Genomic DNA, 25,115 nt, shown 5'->3' on the forward strand with positions numbered 1-25,115 from the left:
TTAGGTCAATCAGTGCTTGGCGCATGCTAACATAAACCTGATTAATGGCAATGTATATCAATATTTTGCAATAAAAAAACCTAGCTCTCGCTAGGTTTCCGATAGGCTATTTTTTATTAGTTAAAGAATAGACTGTCATGATATTCAGCCATCGCTTTTAGCTCAGTGCGATTTAAGCTAGGGATTAATTTATCGATCGCAATATGAACTGCTTTTGTTACAGCTGCTGCACCAATATCAGCTGCTTTACGCTTGATCATGCCAAGATCTAATGTCTTGTTAAAATCAGACATAAAGTGTCTAACCATAGCATCGCCAAACTGTTTATATAGTTCAGCTAACGCTGCTTTATTAATATCATTGCCTGCCTGAAGTTCTGCAAAATTATGCTTAAGGTTGGTCACTAGGCCAGCATCTAAAGTTACGCCTACTTTATATTGACCTTGTGGATCTTTAAATAAGCTTTTTTCAGAGAACTCTACTGACTGTTTAACAACATCGTTCGGTGCTTTGCTTAACAATTGTTTTAAAAGAACAGCAACTGTTGATTTGACATAGCCTGCAAGTTTTTCGGCAGTATCGCGCTTTTCACTTGCTGGGAAGTGCTGAACTAACTGAATTAAGACATTATCAATAATCTCTTCATTAAGTTGTAAAGCAATCTTATCGCGAAGTGGATATAAAGGTTCACTAGAATTTTTATTCGCAATTCCAGTTTGTATATCGTTCAATAAGCCTTCAGAAGGGGTAAAACCAAAAAACGGCATGGTATATCCTCAAATTATTCGTTTTATTGTCGTGCCAATCGAATCGGTTTTGGCATCCATGAAAGATCCGATACTCGGCAAGGGTTAATATCAAGTCCGCCGCGACGAGTATAAGTTGCATAAACCATCAGCTTTTCAGGCTGCAAATTTTGCCAAATATCAGCAAAAATCTGCTCGACACACTGTTCGTGAAAGCCGTTATGCTGACGGTACGAGATAATATAAGCTAAAATACTACGATAACAAGGTTTTTTGCCCTTAAAACGGATAAAAACTGTACCCCAATCCGGTTGTCCCGTGACTGGGCAGTTACTTCTTAAAAGATGAGAATACAGTTCAATTTCGACTTCTTCATCAGACGCATCTCGTTTTAAAAGAGTCGCATCTGGATGTTGCTCTAAACGCTCTGGATCTAAGTCATCAATACAAATGCCTTGAGGCTTAGAAATCTCTAAATCATCTACTTGAAATAACGTTAACTCAACTTTTGCACCTGCCGCAGCAGATAGATCCTTTTCAACCGTTTCAATAAACGACTGTTTAGAGTCAAACTGAGTGAAGTTAAGACTATTGAAGTAAAGTTTTAATGACTTTGATTCAATCAAGTTTGGTGAAGAGGCTGGCAGTGTAATTCTGCCAATAGCAACTTGCGGGATAGCATGAGCGTTTAACCATGAAATTTCAAAAACATGCCACCAATCTTTACCTTGCGTAATACCTTCAATATGCGAGTAGGCTTCACGAGACTGAGCACGAGCAATTGGAAATAAAACATCAGGTTGATAGTTAGTTGGATATTGAGTTTCTTTACCCAATAAAGACTGTTCGACACTCATTCACGCATTCCTGAACCACGAGCAAGTAAATAGTAAGCAATTCCGTAAAGTACAGCACAGCATAATGTTACAATGATTAAAGAGAACGTAACGTTCACGTCACTATGACCTAAAATGCCGAAACGGAAAGCATTAACCATATACACAATAGGATTAATTAAAGAAAGTTTTTGCCAAAAAGGGCCAAGTGCACTAATGGCATAGAACACTCCACCTAAATAGGTTAAAGGTGTAAGGACAAAGGTTGGAATAATAGAAATATCATCAAATGATTTTGCATAAACTGCATTAATAAAACCACCTAATGAGAAAAGAACCGAGGTAATTAAGACTGTATATATAGTCACGAACCAGTTATGTATAAAAAGGTCTGTAAAGAACATACTCATTGTCGTCACAATTGCTCCGACCAATACACCACGGCAAATACCACCAATGACATAGCCCCACAAAATAATATGTAGTGGTACGGGACTCATAATCAGTTCTTCAATGCTCTTTTGGAATTTCACACTAAAGAAACTTGAAGATACGTTAGCATAGCTGTTGGTAATAACAGCCATCATGATAAGGCCAGGCACGATAAACTGCATATAGCTCACGCCACCCATTTGTCCAATGCGCGAACCAACCAAATTACCAAAAATGACAAAGTACAAACTCATCGTAATCGCAGGTGGTAATAGGGTTTGTGGCCAAATACGCAAAAATCGGCGTACTTCTTTACGAACTAGAGTCCAGAGGGCAATTTGCAGTTGGCTAAAATTCATTTTGCCTCTCCTTCAAGATTTTTCTCGACCATTTTGACGAATAGCTCTTCTAGACGGTTCGATTTGTTACGCATACTACGAACACGAATGCCTTGTGACTCTAAAAGTTGGAATAAGTCATTTAATGTATGAGCTTTATCCATTGTTACTTCTAAAGTGCTGCTATCAATTAAGTTGAACTTCACACCAATAATATTTAACTGGAGTGGGGCAATCGGTTCTGCCAAATCGAAAATAAAAGATTCTTCACTCAACTGGTTTAAGAAACTTTTCATGCTGGTATCTTCTTTAATGACACCGCGGTCAATGATGGCAATTTGACGACATAACATTTCTGCTTCTTCGAGATAATGTGTAGTCAAAATAATAGAAGTTCCGCTTTCGTTCATTTCGGTCAGAAAATCCCACATAGAACGGCGTAACTCAATGTCTACACCTGCGGTAGGCTCATCTAAAATAAGAAGTTTAGGCTCATGCATCATGGCACGTGCAATCATGAGGCGGCGTTTCATACCACCAGATAACATGCGTGCTTGTATATTACGCTTTTCCCATAAACCTAGTTTTTCTAAATAATGTTCGGCACGTTTTTCTGCAATCTTTTTATGAATGCCGTAATAGCCAGCTTGGGTGACTAAAATATCGAATGCTTTTTCAAACTGACCAAAGTTAAATTCTTGAGGGACAACACCAAGTTGTTGTTTTGCCAAGGATGGATGAGTGTCGAGATTATGTCCAAAAATCTCAACTGTTCCTTCGGTTTTTTTCGTGAGGGAACTGATAATACCAATGGTTGTCGATTTGCCGGCACCATTTGGGCCTAACAACGCATAAAATTCACCTTCAGGCACAGTGAGGTTAATACCTTTTAACGCCTGAAAACCATTACGATATGTTTTGGACAAATCTCTTAAAACCAAAGCATCAGTCATGAAATTCTCACATTATGAAAGAGGGGTATATTTTGAGCGATAATGATTAATAAACCAAGTAAAATAGTCGGAATTTTATAAAATTGAGATAAGTTTATGAAGTTATTATATATAAACTGGTGCGCCCGGCGGGGATCGAACCCACGACCCCAGGCTTCGGAAACCTGTACTCTATCCAACTGAGCTACGAGCGCACATGTGTGGGCCACATCATAGGAAAAAAACACCAATAGGTAAAGCACGAAATAGGTAACAAGTGAGTTTAATGCTTAATTAAACAGCAGCTTGTTGCTTTTTTAAATGCGTTGTTGAATAAGTTGAATTGAATAATTAATAGAATGAAGCGTATATGCTAGTTCATGAGGCGGAATACGCGACTCCTGTAAGCTGGTAATCCATTGCATTTGGCACATTTTAAGCTCTTGAAGCGTTTTTATTTGTTCTATTTTTTGAATAAGCGGTTTTGCCATAAGCCCACAATATTGACTCAAGCTTTGCTTCATCAAATGTTGTATTTTTTCAAAAGAGAGTGTTTGAACTGGAACTGGTGGCTGGGTAATTTCAGTATGTGAAAGTTGAAAAGATGATGATTGAGTAACCTGAATTTCACTAACTGTATCATCACTTTTATTATCATCTATAGTGCTTTTTTGATGAGCTTCTATTGTAGTTACAGGTGATTGTGGGAAAGATATTTGCTCATTTAATTCTGAAGAATTTTCGCTAGAAGAAGCAATAAGTTTTAAGTCGATGAGCTGTTGAATAAGCTCGGGAGATGCAATACGTTTTTTAAATTCACTATTTAAATTTTGAAAATCTTCATGATCTATTAATAGTAGTAAACGTCTTTGTTTTGCATTTAAACTAATGTTACGTTGTTGAAGCGCGACTCTTCCCAAATTGGTTCGATAAAAACCAGCCATTATTTTTCCCCAAATAAAAAAAATCAGACTGTTCAATTTTCTCAGTTGAACAGTACTGTTTTTAATAAAATATAAATGGGGTTAACCATAAAACTCAAAAATGACAATATGATGAAGAATTGATGAATATCATCTATTTAAGACTTTAAAATGCGCCTTCTAATGCTTTACGTAAATACACATCCAGTTCATCTTGGCGTAGTAACCATTGAATATAGTCTTTAGGAAGTTCAGCAATTGCTGTGCCTTTATGCTTACCAAAATTAATAGTCGTAGGGATGCGTGCTTCTTCAGAAACTCGGTAAAGCTCTTCAATGTCCTGAATATTTAAATGATAGACAATATGCATCAAAATATTAGCGGTCAAAATAATATCCGCATCGGCTCGGTGCGCGCCTTTGAGCAATTCTCGAGCTTTACTGCTGCCTTGAGAAATCATATAGATGAGTGCTGAAATATTATGTGCTTCTGCTTCAGGCCAAGTTTTGCGTGCTAAAGCTAGTGTACAAATCGGTTTGATATTCGATATATCCACACCACAACGAGCAATCGCAGCAATATCGTAATCAATATTGTGACCAATAATATAAGTTGTAGTTTCTGGCAATTTAAAGTTTTTATAGTGGGGTTGGTTTTCTAAATCTGACTCTAATATATGGTGTACTGCCATAGCCGCGTAAGAGATAGGTGCACCAACCTGATAAAGTTGATCAAACAATTTGCTCTTATCTAAAGTCAGCTTACCTTCGTTAATTTCAATTGGTGCATACGCAATTTCAATAGGCAAACCATTTAGCGTATGTGTTTCTGTATCTAAAATAATGGTTTGCATAACTGGCCCTTTAAACAATCACGAGTAATCAAGAATGTTAACAGTTGGCTATCTACTTTAAAATATTTTCTAAGGAAAGAATTAGATTAAAGTAGGCTACTAGATATTTGGTTGGAAAACAGTTTTATTGATATCTAATGCCACTGTCGTAGGCACTAAAATTAATAGTTATGTGACGGGTAACTGGGACCATGGCACGGTGATGAGCAGTAATGTAGATAATATTGTTGGAAATGTTCAGACTTTACTGATGGCTCAATATGGTTATTGATAGTTAAAGGATTTTTAATGTTTTTCTAAGCTAAAATAAACGCTAGAAAAATTTAAAATATAAGCTTTAAAGCAGCTTTTTATTTGATTTATAAACAATGGCTCATTTTTTATAAAACTTGAGCCATTTTTATTTAAAACTGAGCTAACTTCATTCTGTTTAATTATAAAGTTCATGCTACAATATGCCGCAATCTTAGCACGGCTTAAAAGCCCTAATTTATAGGACCCCCGCTAATGTTTGCCAATATTTCCATTTCTGAATTTGATCCAGAATTAGCTCAAGCAATTGCTTCTGAAGGTGAGCGTCAAGAAGCACATATCGAGTTAATTGCATCTGAAAACTATTGCTCTCCTGCTGTGATGGAAGCGCAAGGATCAAAACTTACGAACAAATATGCAGAAGGTTATCCAGGCAAACGCTATTATGGCGGTTGCGAGTATGTGGATATCATCGAGCAAATGGCGATTGATCGTGCTAAAGAACTTTTTGGTGCAGATTACGCAAACGTTCAACCACACGCTGGTTCACAAGCTAACTCTGCTGTTTATTTAGCGCTTCTTAACCCAGGCGATACTGTTTTAGGTATGAGCTTGGCTCACGGTGGTCACTTGACTCACGGTGCTAAAGTAAGCTTCTCTGGTAAAACTTATAATGCAGTTCAATACGGTTTAAACGCTGAAACTGGCGAGATCGATTACGAAGAAGTTGAACGTTTAGCATTAGAGCACAAGCCGCGTATGATCGTTGCTGGTTTCTCTGCTTATAGCCGTGTTGTAGATTGGCAACGTTTCCGTGACATCGCGGACAAAGTTGGCGCTTACCTTTTTGTTGATATGGCTCACGTTGCAGGTCTTGTAGCTGCTGGCGTATATCCAAACCCAGTTCAAATTGCTGACGTAACTACAACTACGACTCACAAAACACTTCGTGGTCCACGTTCTGGTTTAATCCTTGCGAAAGCGAATGAAGAAATCGAGAAAAAACTTCAATCAGCTGTATTCCCTGGTAACCAAGGCGGTCCATTGATGCATGCGATTGCTGCTAAAGCAATCTGCTTCAAAGAAGCTATGTCTGATGACTTTAAAGCTTACCAACAACAAGTTGTGAAAAATGCTCAAGCTATGGCTGAAGTATTCATCGCTCGTGGTTATGATGTTGTTTCTGGTGGTACAGACAACCACTTGTTCTTGTTATCTTTAATCAAACAAGACGTAACTGGTAAAGATGCAGATGCTTGGTTAGGTGCTGCTCACATTACTGTGAACAAAAACTCAGTTCCAAATGATCCACGTTCTCCATTTGTGACTTCTGGTATCCGTATCGGTACTCCAGCAGTAACAACTCGTGGTTTTGGTGAAGCCGAAGTTCGTGAACTTGCTGGTTGGATCGCTGACGTGATTGACAGCAAAGGTGAAGAAAAAGTTATTGCTGAAGTAAAAGCGAAAGTTGAAGCGCTTTGTGCAAAATTCCCTGTATACGCACAATAAGTTGTAAATATAAAAAAAGCGCCATATGGCGCTTTTTTTATGTCACGTTAATTAGTTGAAACAGCCTGCCATCCACCCCCTAATGCGCGGATTAAATCTACACTAGCCATCATTCTACTGCCGTTTAGCTGTGCAGAAAGTTGCTCTTGTTGCAAAATAGTCCGATCTGAGTCAATCACATCAAGATAGCTAATCGCACCTTCTCGATAACGTAAATGAGACAATTGATTTGCATGACGAGAAGAAGAGAGTGCTTGGCTTTGAGCCTGAATTTGCTGATCAAGAATTCTTTGATCTGATAAACCATTTTCAACTTCGCGAAATGCATTCAATACAGTTTGGCGATAGTTTGCAACGCTTTCTTCATAGGCAGCTCGTGCTTGAGCAATTCCAGCCTTACGTTGCCCGCCGTCAAATAATGGCAAAGACAAAATAGTACCTGCCACAGGACCAAGCAAGAATGTACGGCTCGACCATTTACCCAACTCACCTAAACTTGATGATTCATAACCGAGGGCACCAGTTAGGTCCAGTTTTGGGAAGAAAGCAGCACGCGCAATTCCAATACGCGCATTATCTGCTGCCATAGCACGCTCGGCAGCCGCAATGTCAGGTCGTCTTTCAAGTAAAGCCGAAGGTAAACCTGCTGGAAGACGAATGCTGTTTGCAGTTAAAGGTTGAACTGCCAAGCTAAACTCAGCTGGTGTTTTGCCTAACAATACTGCAAGTGCATGCTCTGCATTGGCTCTGTTGCGAGCAATATTTAATGCGCTCGTTTGTGCTGTAGCAAGTTCGGTCTGTGCGCGAGAAACATCTAATTCACTGACTAAACCATTTCTAAAACGTGTTTGAACCAAGTCGCGCGTCTCGCCAAGTAACTTAATGGTGCGATTATAAATTGCTTGTTCAGCATCAAGCTGACGAATGAGAAAGTAGCCTTGGGCAACATCTGCTTGTAAAGCTAGAAGCGCCGATTGATATAGAGCTTCCTGTTGCTGTACATCAGCTGTTGCTGCATTGACACTACTGGCAATACGGCCAAATAAATCGAGCTCATATGAAACATTGGCTTGAGCACGCCATAAGGTCTGTGCAGACGTATGAGCATTGTCATCTAGACCCAATGAAGCGGGAGAAGGTTTTTGCCGAGTTGGGCCAAAGCCAGCACCAATACTTGGCAAGCGTTCAGCTTGTGCTGCTGAACGTAACGCACGTGAAGCCTGAATATTGGCCGCTGCGGCTTTTAGACTTTGGTTGCCAGAAATGGCCTGTTGTTCAAGCTCATTCAATTGAGCATCATTAAAAACACGCCACCATTCACCTCGAAGCTGCTGATCAGCGGGTTGGGCAATTTTCCAGTTATTATCCTCAAGTTTAGCGTCCGACTCTTTAAATTTGACGGGAACTATGACCTTTGCAGGTTGATATTCAGGTGCCAAAGAGCAGCCTGCAAGGAGCAGGCTTCCCATGAGTGAGGACAATAATAAGCTTTGTTTTGCTGTAGCCATCAAATATCCTCCTTAATGATCATGTGGAGTAGATAAAGGTGCTTCATGAACTGCTGCCGAATGCAATTTATGTTTACTGTTCAATGTACGAATCAGGACATAAAAGGCCGGGGTCAGGAACAAACCAAACAGCGTTACACCGATCATGCCGAAGAACACTGCAATGCCCATGGCATGACGCATTTCAGACCCTGCACCAGTTGAGGTAACAAGCGGTACAACACCCATAATGAATGCAATAGAAGTCATTAAAATTGGGCGTAAACGTAGACGACTTGCTTCAACAGCAGCTTTGAATGCAGTCGCACCTTGCATTTCGAGTTCCCGTGCAAACTCGACAATTAAGATGGCATTTTTGCAGGCCAGTCCGACCAGTACCATCAAACCGATTTGGGTAAAGATGTTGTTATCTCCGCCTGTCAGCCAGACACCTGTCAGAGCTGCCAAGATTCCCATTGGTACAATTAAAATTACAGCTAAAGGCAAAGTTAGACTTTCATATTGAGCAGCTAAAACTAAGAACACCAGTAAGACACTAATTGGGAATACCCAGAGTCCTGCATTACCAGCCAAGATTTTTTGATAGGTTAAATCTGTCCATTCAAACTTGATACCACGCGGTAGAGTCTGTGCAGCAATACGTTCAACCGCAGCTTCTGCTTGGCTAGATGAATAACCTGGTGCAGGGCCGCCGTTAATATCTGCTGAGGTATAGCCGTTATAACGAACGACCATTTCAGGACCATAGGTTTGAGTTACATTTACCAATGAAGATAACGGCACCATTTGTCCGGCACTGTTTCGGGTTTTAAGCTGCAAAATATCTTCAGGGTTAGCACGGAAAGGAGCATCTGCTTGTGCTCTAACCTGATAAACACGTCCAAAGCGGTTAAAGTCGTTAACGTACTGAGAGCCTAAATAAATCTGCATGGTGTTGAAAACATCTGTCACGGCAACACCTTGTTGCTTGGCTTTCACACGGTCCAGATCTACATTTAGTTGAGGTACGTTAATTTGATAACTTGAGAACATTGGACCAAGTTCAGGGGCTGATTGTGCTGCTTTCATAAAGTTTTGTGCAGCATCATTCAAGGCTGAATAGCCTAAGGCACCGCGGTCTTCAAGTTGTAGTTTAAAGCCGCCCATGGTCCCTAAACCCATCACTGGTGGTGGTGGGAAAACTGCAATATATGCATCTTGAATAGCTGAATATTTCTGGTTAAGAGCACCAGCAATTGCATTTGCAGATAAGTCTTTAGCCTTACGTTCGTCGAATGGCTTTAAAGTCACAAAGACAATACCTGCGCTAGAGCTATTAGTGAAACCATTAATTGAGAGGCCAGGGAAGGCAACGGCACTTTCTACACCAGGCTGTTTAAGTGCAGTGTCACTCATTTTACGAATCACCGCTTCAGTACGATCTAATGAAGCGCCATTTGGTAGTTGAGCAAAGCTAATCAAGTATTGCTTGTCTTGAGCGGGCACGAAGCCACCTGGAACAATATAAGAAATTCCAACGGTTAAGCCTAACAGTGCTGCATAGACACCCATTGCTGATGCTTTATGGGAAATGACACGACTTACACCTTTACCATAGTTGTCTGACGCACGTGTAAATACACGGTTAAACAGCGCAAAGAAACGTCCAAATAGACGGTTCATAATGCGTGTTAATGCATCAGGTTTAGCATCATGTCCTTTTAGTAACATGGCTGCCAAAGCAGGAGATAGGGTAAGGGAGTTAAATGCCGAAATGACCGTTGAAATGGCAATCGTCATGGCAAATTGTTTATAAAACTGCCCTGTTAAGCCTGTCATAAAGGCAAGAGGTACGAATACTGCAACGAGCGTTAAGGCAATCGCAATAATCGGTCCGCTCACTTCTCGCATGGCGCGATAAGTTGCATCTCTTGGGCTTAAACCTGCTTCAATATTCCTCTCGACATTTTCGACGACCACAATGGCATCATCGACCACAATGCCGATGGCAAGTACCATCCCGAACAGTGATAGCGCATTGATTGAGTAACCAAAAGCGAGCATGAGCGCGAATGTACCAATAATTGAAACCGGTACAGCAAGCAATGGAATGATTGAGGCACGCCATGTTTGTAAGAATAAAATAACAACCACAACAACCAGTGCAATTGCTTCAAGTAAGGTATGAACGACCGCTTTAATACTTGCACGTACGAATTGAGTCGGGTCATAAACAATGTCGTATTTAATCGAAGATGGGAAATCTTTTGAAAGCTCCTTCATCGTGCTACGCACTTGATCGGAAACTTGTAAAGCATTAGCACCCGGAGCTTGGAAAATTGGAATCGCGACTGCTTGTTTATTATCGAGTAATGAACGTAAGCCATATTGTGAAGCTGCGAGTTCAACACGAGCAACATCACCCAATCGGGTAACCGCGCCGTCGGGTGCAGTTTTTAAAATGATATCTGCGAATTCTTGCTCAGTCGTTAAGCGGCCTTGAGCATTGACTGAAAGCTGTAAAGGTGAATTACTTGGTGATGCACCGATTGTACCCGCTGCAACCTGAATGTTTTGTTCACGGATTGCATTCACAATTTCGGTCGCGGTGAGGTTGCGCTGTGCTACTTTTTGCGGGTCGAGCCATACACGCATCGCGTAGTCACCAGAACCAAATAATCCGACTTCACCTACACCTTGTAAGCGAGCCAAACGGTCTTTTACGTTCAATACTGCATAGTTACGTAAGTAGGTCATGTCATAGCGACTATCTGGTGAGGTCAGATGCACTACCATGGTTAAAGTCGGTGAGCTTTTTAAAGTGGTGACACCTAAGCGCTGTACATCTTCAGGTAAACGGGGCATGGCCTGAGACACACGATTTTGAACCAGTTGTTGCGCTTTGTCTGGGTCGATACCGAGCTTAAAGTTCACTGTAATGGTTAAATTACCGTCGCTGTTTGCTTGAGATTGCATATACAGCATGTCTTCGACGCCGTTGATTGATTCTTCAAGCGGAGAGGCAACGGTTTCAGCAATCACTTTAGGGTTTGCACCCGGATATTGAGCACGTACCACCACAGAGGGCGGAACAACTTCTGGGTATTCAGAAATCGGTAATTGGAATACCGAAAGCAGACCGGCGAGTAAAATCAGTACTGATAACACACCAGCAAAGATCGGCCGATCAATAAAAAATTTAGAAATATTCATATGTGATTAACCTTTTGCCGGAGTTGATGTTTTATCTGTTGGCTGAGGTTGAGGAGTAGTACTGCTAGCAGTGATTTGCGCATTTGGCATCGGAACGAGGTGTGGCGTAACAGGGTCACCCGGACGAATTCGCTGTAAACCGTTCACCACAATACGATCACCCGCTTGTAGTCCGCTATTCACGATTTGCAAACCATCTTGTTGTGCACCGAGTTTTACTTCACGGTAGGCCGTCTGATTTTTAGCATCAACTACTACGACAAAGCGTTTATCTTGATCGACCCCAACTGCGGTTGGGCTAATCAGAATTGCTGAACGAGGTTGACCTCCGCCTAAACGGATTCGTGCATATAAGCCCGGTAATAAAACCCCATTTGGATTATCAAAAGTCGCGCGAACACGAATCGTACCCGAGGTTGCATCTAGGTTATTGTCAATTGAGTTGATCGTACCTTCGCGAGAGAAACCAGTTTCATTGGCAAGTCCCATATAAACAGGAACTTGTGCTGAGTTGCGCTGATTACTGATATATTTCAGATAAGTTTGTTCATCAACATCGAAAGATGCATAGAGGCGAGAGACAGATACTAAACTTGTTAAGACTTGTGCACCGTTACCTGCTGAGACTACATTGCCGACTGTTACTTCGGCACGGGAAATTCGACCACTAACTGGTGCTGCAATACGGGTGTACTCAAGATTTAAACGGGCAGATTGAACGGCTGCTCTAGCGGCTTGTAGGTTGGCACTGGCTGAACGTGCATCATTTTGAGCTAAATCCAGTTCTTGACGTGAGACAGCATTACTTTGAATTAAACGTTGAATACGAGAAAGATTAGAACCCGTATAAGTGACCTGTGCTTCAGCTGAAGCGAGTTGAGCTTGGGCACGATTCAGTTCTGCCTCGAAAGGCCGTGGATCAATTGTAAAAAGTAAATCGCCTTTTTTTACGAGACTGCCATCTTTGAAGTGTACGGCAATAAGTTTGCCGGAAACTTGGGGGCGAATATCGACTTGATCAATTGCTTCTAAGCGACCGGAATATTCTTGCCAGTCTGTAATTGTTTTGCTGATAACATTAGAAATATCAACAGTTGCAGCTTGTTGGGCAGAGGTCGGTGCAGCTTTTGCATCGGCATTTTCATGTAAAAACATAAAACTGCCTCCTGTTGCTAAGAGGGCAACAAAGATGGCAGACAGTGCGAACTGTTTGCGGGAAAATGACATGAGGTGCTCCTAGTTATTTGGATACCTGTTTTCAGACTTTTAGTTTTGGTCCGTATGGGAGAAACAGGGTTTATGGGATGGACGGAGAATAAAAGTTTGTCAATCACGAATAAATATATTAAATTCGATAACACTATTCGTATTTTTATAACAATTGGTGCATTTGATTAAAAAATGCATTGATTGATAGGAGTGTGCGTGTGGATCTATTTCATGCCATGAAAGTATTTAACAAAGTTGTCGAAACAAATAGTTTCAGTTTAGCGGCTGACAGTTTAGGCCTACCGCGTGCTTCAGTGACTACAACCATTCAGGCTTTAGAGAAACATTTACAGGTTCGATTGCTTAATCGAACAACCCGTAAACTTAGTTTGACACCGGATGGCGCGGTTTATTATGAGCGTACTTCACGAATTTTAGCTGATGTCGAAGACGTAGAATCAACTTTCCATGATTCGGAGCGCGGACCACGAGGAAGACTGCGTATTGATGTTAAAGCTTCAATCGGGCGGCTGATTCTAATTCCGATGCTTTGTGATTTTCATTCCAAGTATCCTGATATTGATTTGGTGATTGGAATGAGTGATCGTCCGGTCGATTTAGTACAAGATGCGGTGGACTGTGTCATTCGTATTGGTCAATTGAAAGATTCAAGTTTAGTTGCGCGTCGTATCGGAACAATTCAGTGTGTGACGGTTGCTGCACCACGTTATTTGATGGAGCACGGGGAACCCAAAACCATTGAGGATCTACAAAAACATCAGGTCGTGCATTACTTTAACAGCCGTACAGGACGCAATATCGACTGGGATTTCATGGTGAACGGTGAGATTCATAGCGTTGGTGTGAAAGGGCGTGTTTCTGTCAACGATGGTGATTCATATATTGATTTGGCAGTGCAAGGTTTTGGCTTAATTCAATGCCCATATTACATGGTAGCAAAACATTTGGAATCTGGTGCACTTAGGGAAGTATTGACTGAGTGGTTACCTGCACCTATGCCAATATCAGTCGTTTATCTACAAAATCGTCATTTATCGCCTAAAGTTCGAGTCTTCGTAGATTGGGTGGCTGAATTATTTGCAGGTTGTCCATTGTTGAGTGGTTGTTCAATGTCATTGGATCAAAAATGTGAATTTGCCAGTGCCAAAGAACATAACCATGAATATACCATTCGGACATTGGTCGAAAATGAAAATATGGCAGAAGCTTACACACTTAAAAACTAGCTTAAATTTGAGTGATTTTTCAACATTTAATCAGTTAATACAATCCATTGTTTAAACATCTTCATAAATCCTTAATTTACTGGTATAGAAATTGCAATTATTTCGGCAGAAGAGTAATTTAGAAATTGCTCAAGTTTTTATCACCTTATTAGGATTTTAAGGAGAAGCTTCAAGATGGCAAGCTTTATGAAAAAAATGTTCGTTTCAACAACCTTAGTTTTGGCTGCTGTTGCAACGAATGTTCAAGCAAAGGATTGGAAGGTGATTCGTTTTGGTACTGAGTCGTCTTATGCGCCGTTTGAATATAAAACACCAGATGGCAAGTTAACTGGTTTTGATGTGGATTTAGGTAATGCAATTTGTGCAAAACTCAAAGCTAAATGTGTTTGGGTTGAAAACTCTTTCGATGGAATGATTCCAGCACTTAAAGCGAAAAAATTTGATGGCATTCTTTCATCAATGACCGTTACTGATGAGCGTGCAAAACAAATTGCATTTAGTAGCAAAATCTACAATACACCAACCCGTATGGTTGCAAAAAAAGGCTCGCCTTTATTGCCTACCGCTGCCTCTTTGAAAGGCAAACGTGTCGGTGTACAACAGGGCACAATTCAAGAAACTTATGCTAAAACCTATTGGGCGCCAAAAGGTGTAACGGTTGTACCTTATCCAGTCCAAGATTTGATTTATCAAGACATGATGTCAGGTCGTTTGGATGCGACTTTACAAGATGCAATTATGGTTGACGGTGCTTTCTTAAAACAAGCAAAAGGCAAAAACTTCAGTTTTGCTGGTGGCAATGTGGTTGATGCAAAAACACTAGGTGTAGGTGCAGCTATTGGTTTACGCAAAGAAGATGCGGATTTAAAAGCTAATATTAATAAAGCGCTCGCTGCAATCATTGCAGATGGGACATACAAAAAACTCGAGAAAAAATATTTCTCCTTTAGCATTTACTAATGATGTGAAAAATGTCGGCTTAGTGCCGACATTTTTAAATCTATTCTCATCTCATCAATATTAGATATTGTTTTTAAGGAGAAGATGAGTCATGTTTTTTTCTGGCTTTGGGCCACTCCTGCTCAGCGGGACATGGATGACCATACAGCTTGCGTTGTTGTCACTTTTACTTTCTGTGATTATTGGCTTAATTGGTGCGAGCTCAAAACTCTCAAGTATTAAAATTTTACGTTATATAGCAACAGCTTACACTACGCTCATTCGAAGTGTGCCTGATTTGGTCATTATGCTGCTGTTATTTTATAGCTTGCAGTTGGGGCTTAACCAAATTACTGAAGCACTGCAAATGGACCAAATTGATATCAACCCATTTGTGGCGGGTGTGATTACTTTAGCGTTCATTTATGGTGCATATTTTACCGAGACCTTTCGTGGTGCATTTCAATCGGTTCCAAAAGGCCAAATTGAGGCAGCAATGGCTTATGGTATGTCGCCTTGGCAGGTTTTTCACCGAGTGTTATTCCCTCAAATGATGCGTTTTGCGCTGCCTGGTATTGGTAATAACTGGCAAGTTTTAATTAAGGCGACAGCACTAGTTTCTATTATTGGCCTGACTGATATTGTAAAAATTACGCAAGATGCGGGTAGAAGTACCATGCAACTGTTCTTTTTCAGCATCGTAGCTGCTGCGATCTATTTGGCAATTACAACAGTGTCGAATCTGATTTTAATGTGGCTTGAACGTCGTTATTCTGCTGGTGTAAGGAAGGGACAATTATGATTGAAATCCTTCAACAATATTGGCAGGCATACCTTTGGACCGATGGTTTACAAATGACCGGAGTGGCGATGACTGCTTGGTTATTGGTGCTTTCTATTGGCATTGGTTTTGTTCTCGCTGTGCCCTTGTCACTTGCACGAGTATCGGAAAACCTTTGGTTGCGTGGCCCAGTTTGGTTATATACCTATGTTTTCCGTGGCACACCACTTTACATCCAACTGCTGATTATTTATTCAGGTATTTACAGCTTTGATTACATCCATGAACACCAGACTCTTGATGCTTTTTTTCGAGAGGGCATAAATTGCACCATTTTGGCATTCGCGCTCAATACTGGTGCATATACCACTGAAATCTTCGCTGGGGCGATTCGTTCTATTCCACATGGCGAGATTGAGGCTGCACAAGCTTTCGGTATGTCGAGATGGAAACGATACACTCGCATTATCATTCCGTCGATGTTACGCCGTGCTTTACCATTTTATGGCAATGAAGTCATTTTAATGTTGCATGCTACAACCATTGCATTTACAGCAACAGTTCCTGACATTTTAAAAATTGCGCGTGATGTGAATGCGGCAACCTATGACACTTTCAATGCTTTTGGAATTGCCGCGGTGTTGTATGCAATGCTGGCATTTATTTTGATTTGGATATTTCGTAAGTTGGAAAAACGTTGGTTGGCATTTTTAAAGCCATCGAATCATTAGGAGACATAAATGGAACAAGTTGCAAAACTAGTGATTCGCGATTTACACAAGACATTCGGCGATCATGAAGTGCTTAAAGGAATATCACTTGATGCAAATGCCGGTGATGTAATTAGTATCATTGGTTCATCAGGTTCAGGTAAAAGTACCTTGCTGCGTTGTATTAATTTTTTGGAACAACCGAGCAATGGCACCATTAAGCTTAATGGTGAAAAACTGCGTACAGTCTTTGATAAAAAAGGCAATTTAAAAGTAGTTGAACCAAAGCAACTACAAAAAATGCGTACCCAGCTCATGATGGTATTTCAGCATTTTAATTTGTGGTCTCACATGACAGTGCTAGAAAATGTCATTGAAGGGCCGATTCACGTACTTGGGGTAAAACGTGCTGAAGCAGAAGAGCGTGCACGCAAATATCTGCGTAAAGTTGGGCTACCTGAAAGTGTTGAAAGTAAATATCCGGCATTTTTATCTGGCGGCCAGCAGCAACGTGTAGCAATTGCCCGTGCTTTGGCTATGGAACCGGAAGTTATGTTGTTTGATGAACCGACCAGTGCGCTTGATCCTGAGTTAGTGGGTGAAGTACTAAGGGTTATGCAGGGCTTGGCTGAAGAAGGGCGGACCATGATTGTGGTGACACATGAAATGGGATTTGCACGTCATGTGTCTAATCAAGTGATTTTTTTGCATCAAGGAAAAATTGAAGAGCAAGGTCATCCTGATGAAGTGCTCAACAATCCGAAAAGTGAACGTTTAAAGCAATTTTTGACGGGCAGTTTAAAATAAGCTGTTCATACCGAGTATGGTGGAATTTTTTTTAAAAAAAGGATTCGCATCGTACTCGGTTGCTTTTTAATTATATTTTATAGATGAGTATTTTTAGAAAACACATTAATAATCACAATACCTGCAATCATTAAAGTAAGACCAATGCATGCTGCTAAGTCTAAATGCTGTTTGTAAAATATCCAGCCTATTGCAGAAATTAAAATAATACCTGCACCCGACCAAATAGCGTATGCGATCCCGATCGGAATTGTTTTTAGCGTAAGGGATAATAAATAAAAAGCAATTGCATAGCCCACAACAGTAACGATGGACGGAATGGGAACAGTAAAACCTTGAGATGCTTTTAAGGCTGAAGTTGCAACGACTTCACAAGCAATCGCAATTGCTAAATAAAGATAAGACATGGGAAGCTACGCCAGAAAGAGTTTTAATCAATCTATATGAAATGTTGAAATGGTTAGATCAGCTTTAACGATTATTCAATTTTTTGGTACCAAGACACCGTTAAACCAAACTGATCATTTGATTTTATCATTAGCAAAGTGGTCTCAGCTATTTATTCGTTTATTTATTCATTGAGCAGCTTAGTCATTGAAGAGGATCAGTAACTTTAGCCTGATCCTCTATAGACTTTTTAAAGATAGATTAGCCGAGTAAATTTAACCCTTTAAATTTCTCTAGCAGTTGCTCTTTATTTTCAATATGCGCAGGATCTGGTTTTATACAATCGATAGGGCAAACCGCTTTACAGGTTGGAGTATCATAAAAGCCTACACACTCGGTACAACGCAGTGGATCAATCTCATAAACTTTGTTCCCTTCAAAAATGGCGATGTTGGGGCATTCTGGTAAGCACATATCACAATTGATACAGTCATTCGTAATCAAAAGTGCCATTTTCAACTCGCTGAATAAGCTAATGTAGAGGCAGTAATGTTTTCCTTGGCATGAGGCAAATTGCGTATGAGTAGGGCATAACTAACATCAACATCTTGTGAGAGTGGAATCTCAATAAAATGCCCCGAACCTTTAGCATCTGTAATTGGGTTACCTTTTAAATCGCGCATTTCGTTTAAGGTAAAGGTGATATTGCCTTGAGGCGTCATCAGCTCAAGTGAGTCGCCCACTACAAAACGGTTTTTAACTTCAATGAGAATATAATCGCCGTGACGTTCTAAAACCTCTCCACAAAATTGTTGGTAGTCGAAATGTGATGAACCATCGGCATAGTTTTGATATTCACTGTGTACATGACGTCTTAAAAAGCCTTCGGTATAACCACGATTTGCCAAACCTTCGAGCTGAGACATTAAGCTTGGGTCAAATGATTTACCTGCTAAAGCATCATCAATAGCTTTTCGATAAATTTGGGCAGTACGGGCACAGTAAAAATATGATTTAGTACGACCTTCAATTTTGAGTGAGGTGATGCCCATTTTGGTTAAACGATCTACATGCTGTACCGCACGTAAATCTTTAGAGTTCATAAAATAGGTGCCGTGTTCATCTTCTTCAGCCGCAAACATTTCTTCATCATTGCGTTGTACCAGCAGCGTTTGAGCCGAGGTTGTTTCTGATTGTGCTGATGAACAGCAAGACTTTTCTGACGCGTTGAGCTGAGTAACTGGAATTACATCTCCATTTGCATCTTCTTGGGCTTCATGCAACTTATAGTCCCAACGGCAAGCATTGGTACAAGCACCTTGATTGGCATCACGTTTATTCATATAACCAGAAAGTAGGCAACGGCCTGAATAGGCCATGCATAGTGCGCCATGTACAAAAACTTCGAGTTCAATATCTGGTACATGTTGCTGGATTTCTTCTATTTCTTCTAAAGATAACTCACGCGATAAAATCACGCGGCTTAGACCGTAGTCTTTCCAAAATTTAACAGTGGCCCAGTTAATGGCATTGGCTTGAACAGATAGATGAATTTGCACATCAGGAAAATGCTCACGCACCATCATAATTAAGCCCGGATCAGACATAATAAGAGCGTCTGGTTGCATCGCTACAATAGGTTCAAGATCACGAATAAAGTTTTTTAATTTGCTGTTATGTGGTTGAATATTCACTACAACATAAAACTTTTTACCCAAAGCATGCGCTTCATCAATTCCGATTTTTAAGTTGTCATGATCAAAAGCATTATTACGAACACGTAAGCTATAACGTGGTTGGCCGGCATATACAGCATCTGCACCATAGGCAAAAGCATAGCGCATGTTTTTAAGTGAACCTGCGGGAGAGAGAAGCTCAGTTTTCATAAAATAAAAGGCATAAAAAATATATGGTTTTATTTTATTAACTCCACATTTGGGATTCAACCTACTGAATTAGTAGGGATTTGACCCCTATCCTTTTGTACGGGCAGCATATTTTTTGCTAGCTCTCCTAAGCGCATCAAAGCATTTAACATTTTGGGATTTAACTCAAAACAAGCTGCAATACGTAAACAATGACTAAAACGTTTATCAGCCGAACACAAAATTCCGGGCATACATAAGATTTTTTCGTCCATTGCTTGGTGAAACAGTTCTAGGGTATCAATTGATTCGGGTAGTTCTAACCATAAAATAAATCCTGCTTGTGGACGACTCACACGGGTACCGATTGGGAAAAAGCGGCAAATATAAGATTTGATGGTGTCAATTTGCTGTTGATAACGTTTTTTGAGTTGACGTAAATGTAGATCATATCCGCCATTTTCTAAGAAAAGGCCTAACGTTTCTGTGAGTAAAGCTGGCTCGGCAACAGTGGTTGTAAATTTAAGCTGCTGCACAATATTGCGAAAGCGCCCAGCTTCTAGCCAACCAATCCGATAGTCTGGTGCTACAGTCTTTGTATAGCTACCACATACCAAAACCCATCCGTTTTGGTCAAACGCTTTAATGTTGGGCAAGAGTGGCTCGGTGAGTTGCAATTCGGCATACATCGCATCTTCAATAACAGGAATTTGGAACTGATTAGCTAACTCTGCCAAGCGACGACGGTTACTTTCAGGCATGCTAAAACCTAGAGGATTGTGTCCTGTCGGAATGGTTAAAATGGCTTGTACACTTTGAGATTTTAAGAGTTCTTCAAGTGCATCAAGGCACATACCTGTATGTGGCGAGGTCGGTACTTCTACAATTTTTCGACCTAAATTATGAAGGAGTGGGTACAGGTTGTGAAATGTAGGAATCTCAAGCGCTATGCTGTCACCTGCTTGAGTTGTTGCCATAATCGCGAGACTTAAAGCCTCCATCGTGCCATGAGTGAGTACAATATCATCTGCTGAAAGAAACATACCGAGTTGTAAGCTTCGCCTAGCAATTTGAGTGCGTAAACGTATAGAACCGGGCGGTAAAGTATAGTTTTTAAAAATGTCTGGTTGTGTCCGTAAAACTTGAGCAGTTAAGCGTTTTAAACGTTCAATTGGATAGAAATTTTCCCCAGAAGGGCAAGCTAGGGCCAAATTGATATAGTCGGGGTCCATTTGCTTTTTAACAATTTGTGCGAGAAAACAGCTAATTCCTGAAAGAGATACTTTTTCTTCACTGACATACCGCTCTTCGAGTTCTAGTAAGTTTGACGGCGTATGACAAACATAGTAGCCAGACTGTGGGCGAACTGAAATTAAACCTTGATCTTCAAGCTGGCGATAAGCTTCTTTTACGGTGTTAATACTGACCTGATAATGCTGGGCACAATCTCGAATTGATGGCAGCCGAGAACCAATAGGCTGCCTGCCATTCTGAATTTGAAGAGTGAGGTCATCACTTACTTTTTTATATTTGTACATATCAATTCATTAAAAAGACAAAGCGATGGATACACTTTATAGTGATCTCTTATTTATCTCAAATATTGTGATTACTTTTGATCAGTTCATTTAACGCAAATCTAAACTTAAAAACTGTGTCTATTATTTTTTATATTAACTGATACTGTGACCATTAAAAATAAATCAGTAAGATCAAAAAATGGTAAGGACTTAAAAGCCATATTTTTTAATTTTAAAATCAGTAGGAGAGGTCTATGTCTGTTGTTGCATTTAAACAAGTTGATGTTTTTACTTCACACGCATTTAAAGGTAATCCTGTCGCAGTTATTATGGATGCCAGTACCTTTACATCTGAGCAGATGCAGGAAATTGCGAACTGGACCAATCTTTCTGAAACCACATTTGTGCTCCCTGCGACCGATTCACAAGCTGACTATCAGGTTCGAATCTTTACTCCGCAAAATGAATTGCCATTTGCAGGACATCCTACAATTGGTACTGCCTATGCTTTGCTTGAGGCTGGTCTAATTAAAGCGAAAGAAGGTAAGCTGGTACAACAGTGCGGTGCTGGTTTGGTGACTCTGACCGTAAGTGAATCAAGTCATATTTCATTTGAACTACCTAAGCCTAAAATTACTCCACTAGATGCAATGCACACTGAAAAATTAGCAGAAATTTTAAAATGTGAAATTAATACTCAATGGAACGCTGCATTGGTGGATGTAGGGGCGCGCTGGATTGTATTGCAAGCTGTTAATGCTGACGCTGTTTTAGATAGCCAACCAGACTTTGTCGCTTTAAAAGAACATGACTTAGAAATGAAAGTTACGGGTGCGACAATTTTTGGTTTTCATGAAAATAATGATGAACAAAAACACATAGAAGTTCGTTCATTTGCCCCTTCATGTGGAATAAATGAAGATCCGGTTTGTGGTAGTGGTAATGGTAGCGTAGCTTCATTTATTCGTTACTATGGGATTCTTCCTGCACAAAATGATGTCGTACTTTCTTCACAAGGTGGGGCAGTAGGCCGAGATGGACAGCTTCGACTTGAATTGTATCAAGATAAAATTTTAGTGGGTGGAACCGCTGTCACCTGTATCGATGGCACAATTAAGTTGTGAAAACAGATATAAAAAACCGAGGACTTTGCCTCGGTTTTTTTATATCTAGAAAAATTATTTTTCTACAAACGCACGTTCAATGACGTAGTCGCCCATTTCACCCATACGAGGTGATTCAACTAAACCGTGTTGGTCAAGTAATGCAGCAACGTCTTTTAAGAATGCAGGGCTACCGCAAAGCATTGCGCGGTCAGTTTCACGGTTGAAGCGTGGTAAACCGATTTTTTCGAATAAAGCGCCAGTTTCAATTGCAGTTGTTACACGGCCTTGAGTGTGGAAAGGTTCACGAGTAACAGTAGGGTAGTAAACAAGTTTGTCTTTAATACCTAACTCTTCAAAGAATTCATGGTTTGGTAATTCGTTCAAGATAAGGTCTTGATAAGCTAATTCAGAAATATAGCGTGTACCGTGAACAACGATGACTTTTTCAAAGCGTTCGTAAGTTTCTGGATCACGAATAATTGATAAGAATGGAGCAAGACCAGTACCAGAAGATAAAAGGTATAAGTTTTTACCTGGTAAAAGGTCATCATGAACCAAAGTACCTGTTGGTTTTTTAGAAACTAAGATTTCGTCACCAACTTGTACTTTTTGCAAAATCGAAGTTAAAGGACCGTCTTGTACTTTAATTGAGAAGAATTCTAACTCTTCTTCGTAGTTTGCACTTGCAATCGAATACGCACGCATTAACGGTTTGCCATTCACTTCAAGTCCGATCATTACGAACTGACCATTTTTAAAACGTAAGCTAGTGTCGCGTGTAGTTTTAAAACTGAAAAGAGTGTCATTCCAGTGGTGAACATGAGTAATGCGTTCAACGTTAAAAGCAGCCATTAAAGGTCTCGATCACGATTAAAAGAAAACAGATTGCTATTCTAATCTAATTTCATTCCCGATAAACTGAATATATTTAATTGTGTTTATAAGAAAAAGTGATGATCAATTCTGTCACCTTACCCATCATTGGCCATATGTGCTCTCCCTATCGTGAAAAATTTGGTATTCCACGCCAGCCTAATCTGGTCAATATCGAGTCTTATATTGATATGGTAGAACCATATAATGACTTATTAGCCTTTGAGGGAATTGAGCAATTTAGTCATCTCTGGTTAGTTTGGCAGTTTCATGACAATAAAAATCAAGGCAGCGCAGATAAATTCCGGCCACAGGTTCGTCCCCCACGTTTAGGTGGTAATGAAAAAATTGGAGTATTTGCTACACGTAGTATGTATCGACCTTCTCCAATCGGGCTTTCAGTCGTAAAACTTAATAAAGTGGAAAAGGTGGGGAAGTCCGTTCGTGTCTATGTCACAGGAAGTGATTTGTTAAATGGCACCCCAATTTTAGATATCAAACCCTATATTCAATATTCTGATGCAATTGCGGATGCTCAAAGTGGTTATGCGCATGCAGAACCTGAACGAAAGGCAGTCATTTGGAATGAAACTGCGTTAACAGCACAAAAATGTTTTCTGCAAAATAAAGAAATAGATTCGCAGTATATTGATGAGCTTGAGCAAGTGTTAGCTTTAGATCCTCGGCCTGCTTATCAAGAAGACCCTGAACGAATCTATAAAATGAAATTTTCAAACTTTGATATTCATTTTAAGGTCGATCAATTTGTAGTTACCGTCATCGATGTAGTGAAGACTTGTTCGCTTGCACAATAGAAATTTTTAAAACCAATGGACATTGAGCCAAAGTAAAGTAATCAATATTCCCATGTGAATGAGTTGGGCGGGAACGAAAGCAAGGGCATAGTGTAGCCCGCCCGAAATTGCAGAATTCACACTTTTAGCAAGTGCATGAACTGCAAAGCCTCCTAAAAAGGCAATTAATAAGGATGTCATATGTGCGCTATCAGGTTCACCTTGCACAATGACCGCTGCTATAGCTGCATGTATTTCAAATAATGAAGCAACTAACGTTCCCGCGATTAATCCCGCATCGCCTAAAGATATACTTAAACCATAAACACCTGCCTGAATAAGGGTAAGTGTACCTGCAATAATAATGGCCTCTTTTAAGCTGAACATTCTTGAGTCAAGCTCGGGCGAAGCCGTACTAGGCTCGGCTTTACGTAATAAAATAAAGGCCCATACTGCTAAAACTATTAAGGCAATAAGTGTAGGAAATATAATTAGCTTGAACCAAGCAAAGCTAATACCGATCACAATAATTAAGGTCTGAATCAGTGTTGAAACGCAAGACATCAATGCAGCACCTGCATTGGTCTTTGCATTTGCTCGACCAGAACGAACTTCTAAACCTAAACTGGCAATGGTCGCAGTACTTGAAACAAAACCAGAGGCTAAGGAAGAAAGTAATAAAGCATTTTTAGAGGAGAGTAATCGCTTTGCTATATGAGCGAGTGCTTGCACAAATAAAATTAAAGTCAGTAATTTTAAAATCACATGTGGATTTAGAACTGGACCCCAAAAAGGCTTATTGGGAACTAAAGGCAAAGCAATTAAAAGTAAGGCAAGCAGAAAAATACCATCACGCAATTCCGATTCGGTAATCCACTGACTGGCAATGCCATGCATAGACTGCTTGGCTATTAAGATAGTTGTCATGATCACAGCTAGGCCAGCAGCGAGTGAAATATTCCAAATACAAAGTGCGCCAATGAAGTAAGTCATAATAAAGGCGAGTTCGGTAGTTACGCCCGGGTCATTTGGCTGATTTTTAAGAGATACAATACTAATAGCACCAATAATTAAAGCACCGACAATTCCAATTTCAATACCGAATAAAAAACAGATTGCTCCTAATAACGCACTAATTGCAAAAGAACGAAAACCCGCAAAAGTTTTGTATTCATGTTTAAGCTTACTGCGTTCTCGTTCTAAGCCAATTAACAAGCCGCAACCAAGCGCCGCAGCAATGACTGTAATGAATTCTTCAAATGATGCTGTTTGTAATGACATTGTCATTGGAAGTTCCATATTACTTCCTCTTTGGCTTATTGTTATAAGTAGATTTGAATCAATTTAAAAAAATTA

Annotated in this window: 24 protein-coding genes, 1 tRNA gene and 1 pseudogene; 9 read left to right on the forward strand and 17 right to left on the reverse strand. The window is 40.2% G+C overall.

Annotated elements, in window-relative coordinates:
* Positions 1–116: 116 nt before the first annotated feature.
* The 7 genes from KTJ10_RS05565 to KTJ10_RS05595 form a co-directional block, all read right to left on the reverse strand.
* On the reverse strand, positions 117–767 hold the full coding sequence (locus KTJ10_RS05565) for a hypothetical protein (RefSeq protein WP_033847654.1): 651 nt from the start codon (positions 765–767) through the stop codon (positions 117–119).
* A gap of 23 nt (positions 768–790) precedes the next feature.
* Positions 791–1,603 (reverse strand): NADPH-dependent 7-cyano-7-deazaguanine reductase QueF, encoded by an 813-nt coding sequence (gene queF / locus KTJ10_RS05570; protein WP_170248668.1) that lies wholly within the window; start codon positions 1,601–1,603, stop codon positions 791–793.
* Positions 1,600–2,373 (reverse strand): ABC transporter permease, encoded by a 774-nt coding sequence (locus tag KTJ10_RS05575; RefSeq protein ID WP_002118099.1) that lies wholly within the window; start codon positions 2,371–2,373, stop codon positions 1,600–1,602. Before KTJ10_RS05575 ends, queF begins: the two co-directional genes overlap by 4 nt.
* Positions 2,370–3,305 carry an ABC transporter ATP-binding protein gene (locus KTJ10_RS05580; RefSeq protein WP_002118101.1) on the reverse strand — a complete coding sequence of 312 codons (936 nt, stop codon included), beginning with the start codon at positions 3,303–3,305 and terminating at the stop codon, positions 2,370–2,372. The genes KTJ10_RS05575 and KTJ10_RS05580 overlap by 4 nt, the downstream gene beginning before the upstream one ends.
* A 117-nt stretch (positions 3,306–3,422) precedes the next feature.
* Positions 3,423–3,499: transfer RNA gene (locus tag KTJ10_RS05585), tRNA-Arg, on the reverse strand.
* Positions 3,500–3,601: 102 nt separating this feature from the next.
* Entirely contained in the window at positions 3,602–4,231 is a 630-nt protein-coding gene (locus KTJ10_RS05590; RefSeq protein WP_262441571.1) for a hypothetical protein, read from the reverse strand.
* A gap of 142 nt (positions 4,232–4,373) precedes the next feature.
* Complete coding sequence (locus KTJ10_RS05595) at positions 4,374–5,060, reverse strand: putative quorum-sensing-regulated virulence factor (RefSeq protein WP_262441540.1); 687 nt, start codon at positions 5,058–5,060, stop codon at positions 4,374–4,376.
* Positions 5,061–5,178: 118 nt separating this feature from the next.
* Here KTJ10_RS05595 and KTJ10_RS05600 point away from each other — a divergent pair.
* Positions 5,179–5,331: pseudogene (locus tag KTJ10_RS05600) on the forward strand (alpha/beta hydrolase); the annotation flags it as partial.
* Between the two features lie 14 nt (positions 5,332–5,345).
* Here the strand turns inward: KTJ10_RS05600 and KTJ10_RS05605 are convergent.
* Positions 5,346–5,507, reverse strand: coding sequence for a hypothetical protein (locus KTJ10_RS05605; RefSeq protein ID WP_080612826.1), 162 nt, complete (start codon positions 5,505–5,507; stop codon positions 5,346–5,348).
* Positions 5,508–5,567: 60 nt separating this feature from the next.
* On the opposite strand from KTJ10_RS05605, the gene glyA reads away from it, so the two are divergent.
* Positions 5,568–6,821 (forward strand): serine hydroxymethyltransferase, encoded by a 1,254-nt coding sequence (gene glyA / locus KTJ10_RS05610; protein ID WP_262441541.1) that lies wholly within the window; start codon positions 5,568–5,570, stop codon positions 6,819–6,821.
* Between the two features lie 47 nt (positions 6,822–6,868).
* On the opposite strand, the gene KTJ10_RS05615 is transcribed toward glyA, so the two are convergent.
* From KTJ10_RS05615 to adeF, 3 genes are read right to left on the reverse strand one after another with little or no spacing between them, the layout of a single operon-like run.
* The gene (locus tag KTJ10_RS05615; protein WP_017480756.1) at positions 6,869–8,329 is read right to left on the reverse strand and encodes an efflux transporter outer membrane subunit; all 1,461 of its coding nucleotides are present in this window, start codon (positions 8,327–8,329) and stop codon (positions 6,869–6,871) included.
* 12 nt (positions 8,330–8,341) lie between these two features.
* Positions 8,342–11,521 (reverse strand): multidrug efflux RND transporter permease subunit AdeG, encoded by a 3,180-nt coding sequence (gene adeG, locus KTJ10_RS05620; protein WP_032062826.1) that lies wholly within the window; start codon positions 11,519–11,521, stop codon positions 8,342–8,344.
* Positions 11,522–11,527: 6 nt separating this feature from the next.
* Positions 11,528–12,748, reverse strand: a complete 1,221-nt coding sequence (gene adeF, locus KTJ10_RS05625; protein WP_262441542.1) for a multidrug efflux RND transporter periplasmic adaptor subunit AdeF — start codon at positions 12,746–12,748, stop codon at positions 11,528–11,530.
* A gap of 200 nt (positions 12,749–12,948) precedes the next feature.
* Between adeF and KTJ10_RS05630 the strand changes: the two genes are divergently transcribed.
* From KTJ10_RS05630 to KTJ10_RS05650, 5 genes are all read left to right on the forward strand, one after another.
* The gene (locus tag KTJ10_RS05630) at positions 12,949–13,977 is read left to right on the forward strand and encodes a LysR family transcriptional regulator (protein WP_005068243.1); all 1,029 of its coding nucleotides are present in this window, start codon (positions 12,949–12,951) and stop codon (positions 13,975–13,977) included.
* 174 nt (positions 13,978–14,151) lie between these two features.
* Positions 14,152–14,937, forward strand: a complete 786-nt coding sequence (locus KTJ10_RS05635) for an ABC transporter substrate-binding protein (protein ID WP_005068246.1) — start codon at positions 14,152–14,154, stop codon at positions 14,935–14,937.
* A 91-nt stretch (positions 14,938–15,028) separates the two neighbouring features.
* Entirely contained in the window at positions 15,029–15,718 is a 690-nt protein-coding gene (locus KTJ10_RS05640; protein WP_005068247.1) for an ABC transporter permease, read from the forward strand.
* The gene (locus KTJ10_RS05645) at positions 15,715–16,428 is read left to right on the forward strand and encodes an ABC transporter permease (RefSeq protein WP_262441543.1); all 714 of its coding nucleotides are present in this window, start codon (positions 15,715–15,717) and stop codon (positions 16,426–16,428) included. The genes KTJ10_RS05640 and KTJ10_RS05645 overlap by 4 nt, the downstream gene beginning before the upstream one ends.
* A 9-nt stretch (positions 16,429–16,437) precedes the next feature.
* Positions 16,438–17,214 (forward strand): ABC transporter ATP-binding protein, encoded by a 777-nt coding sequence (locus tag KTJ10_RS05650; RefSeq protein ID WP_262441544.1) that lies wholly within the window; start codon positions 16,438–16,440, stop codon positions 17,212–17,214.
* A gap of 77 nt (positions 17,215–17,291) precedes the next feature.
* Here the strand turns inward: KTJ10_RS05650 and abeS are convergent, their stop codons facing one another.
* The 4 genes from abeS to KTJ10_RS05670 form a co-directional block, all read right to left on the reverse strand.
* Positions 17,292–17,621, reverse strand: a complete 330-nt coding sequence (gene abeS, locus KTJ10_RS05655; RefSeq protein ID WP_017402972.1) for a multidrug efflux SMR transporter AbeS — start codon at positions 17,619–17,621, stop codon at positions 17,292–17,294.
* Between the two features lie 241 nt (positions 17,622–17,862).
* A complete protein-coding gene (locus KTJ10_RS05660; RefSeq protein ID WP_068563361.1) occupies positions 17,863–18,114 on the reverse strand; it encodes a YfhL family 4Fe-4S dicluster ferredoxin in 252 nt (83 codons plus the stop codon).
* 2 nt (positions 18,115–18,116) lie between these two features.
* Positions 18,117–19,487: a tRNA 5-hydroxyuridine modification protein YegQ gene (gene yegQ / locus KTJ10_RS05665; protein ID WP_262441545.1), complete on the reverse strand. Its 1,371-nt coding sequence runs from the start codon at positions 19,485–19,487 to the stop codon at positions 18,117–18,119.
* A gap of 56 nt (positions 19,488–19,543) precedes the next feature.
* Positions 19,544–21,010, reverse strand: a complete 1,467-nt coding sequence (locus tag KTJ10_RS05670) for a PLP-dependent aminotransferase family protein (protein ID WP_262441572.1) — start codon at positions 21,008–21,010, stop codon at positions 19,544–19,546.
* Positions 21,011–21,240: 230 nt separating this feature from the next.
* On the opposite strand from KTJ10_RS05670, the gene KTJ10_RS05675 reads away from it, so the two are divergent.
* Positions 21,241–22,110: a PhzF family phenazine biosynthesis protein gene (locus KTJ10_RS05675; protein ID WP_262441546.1), complete on the forward strand. Its 870-nt coding sequence runs from the start codon at positions 21,241–21,243 to the stop codon at positions 22,108–22,110.
* Between the two features lie 54 nt (positions 22,111–22,164).
* Here KTJ10_RS05675 and KTJ10_RS05680 read toward each other — a convergent pair whose 3' ends face one another.
* A complete protein-coding gene (locus tag KTJ10_RS05680) occupies positions 22,165–22,944 on the reverse strand; it encodes a ferredoxin--NADP reductase (RefSeq protein WP_002118187.1) in 780 nt (259 codons plus the stop codon).
* Positions 22,945–23,045: 101 nt separating this feature from the next.
* Here KTJ10_RS05680 and tsaA point away from each other — a divergent pair, with 101 nt between their 5' ends.
* A complete protein-coding gene (tsaA, locus tag KTJ10_RS05685; RefSeq protein WP_262441547.1) occupies positions 23,046–23,780 on the forward strand; it encodes a tRNA (N6-threonylcarbamoyladenosine(37)-N6)-methyltransferase TrmO in 735 nt (244 codons plus the stop codon).
* 6 nt (positions 23,781–23,786) lie between these two features.
* Here the strand turns inward: tsaA and KTJ10_RS05690 are convergent, their stop codons facing one another.
* Positions 23,787–25,058 carry an MgtC/SapB family protein gene (locus KTJ10_RS05690; protein WP_262441548.1) on the reverse strand — a complete coding sequence of 424 codons (1,272 nt, stop codon included), beginning with the start codon at positions 25,056–25,058 and terminating at the stop codon, positions 23,787–23,789.
* Between the last annotated feature and the right edge of the window lie 57 nt (positions 25,059–25,115).

The organism is Acinetobacter sp. WU_MDCI_Abxc222 (assembly GCF_025514755.1).
Classification (GTDB): Bacteria; Pseudomonadota; Gammaproteobacteria; order Pseudomonadales; family Moraxellaceae; genus Acinetobacter; species Acinetobacter geminorum.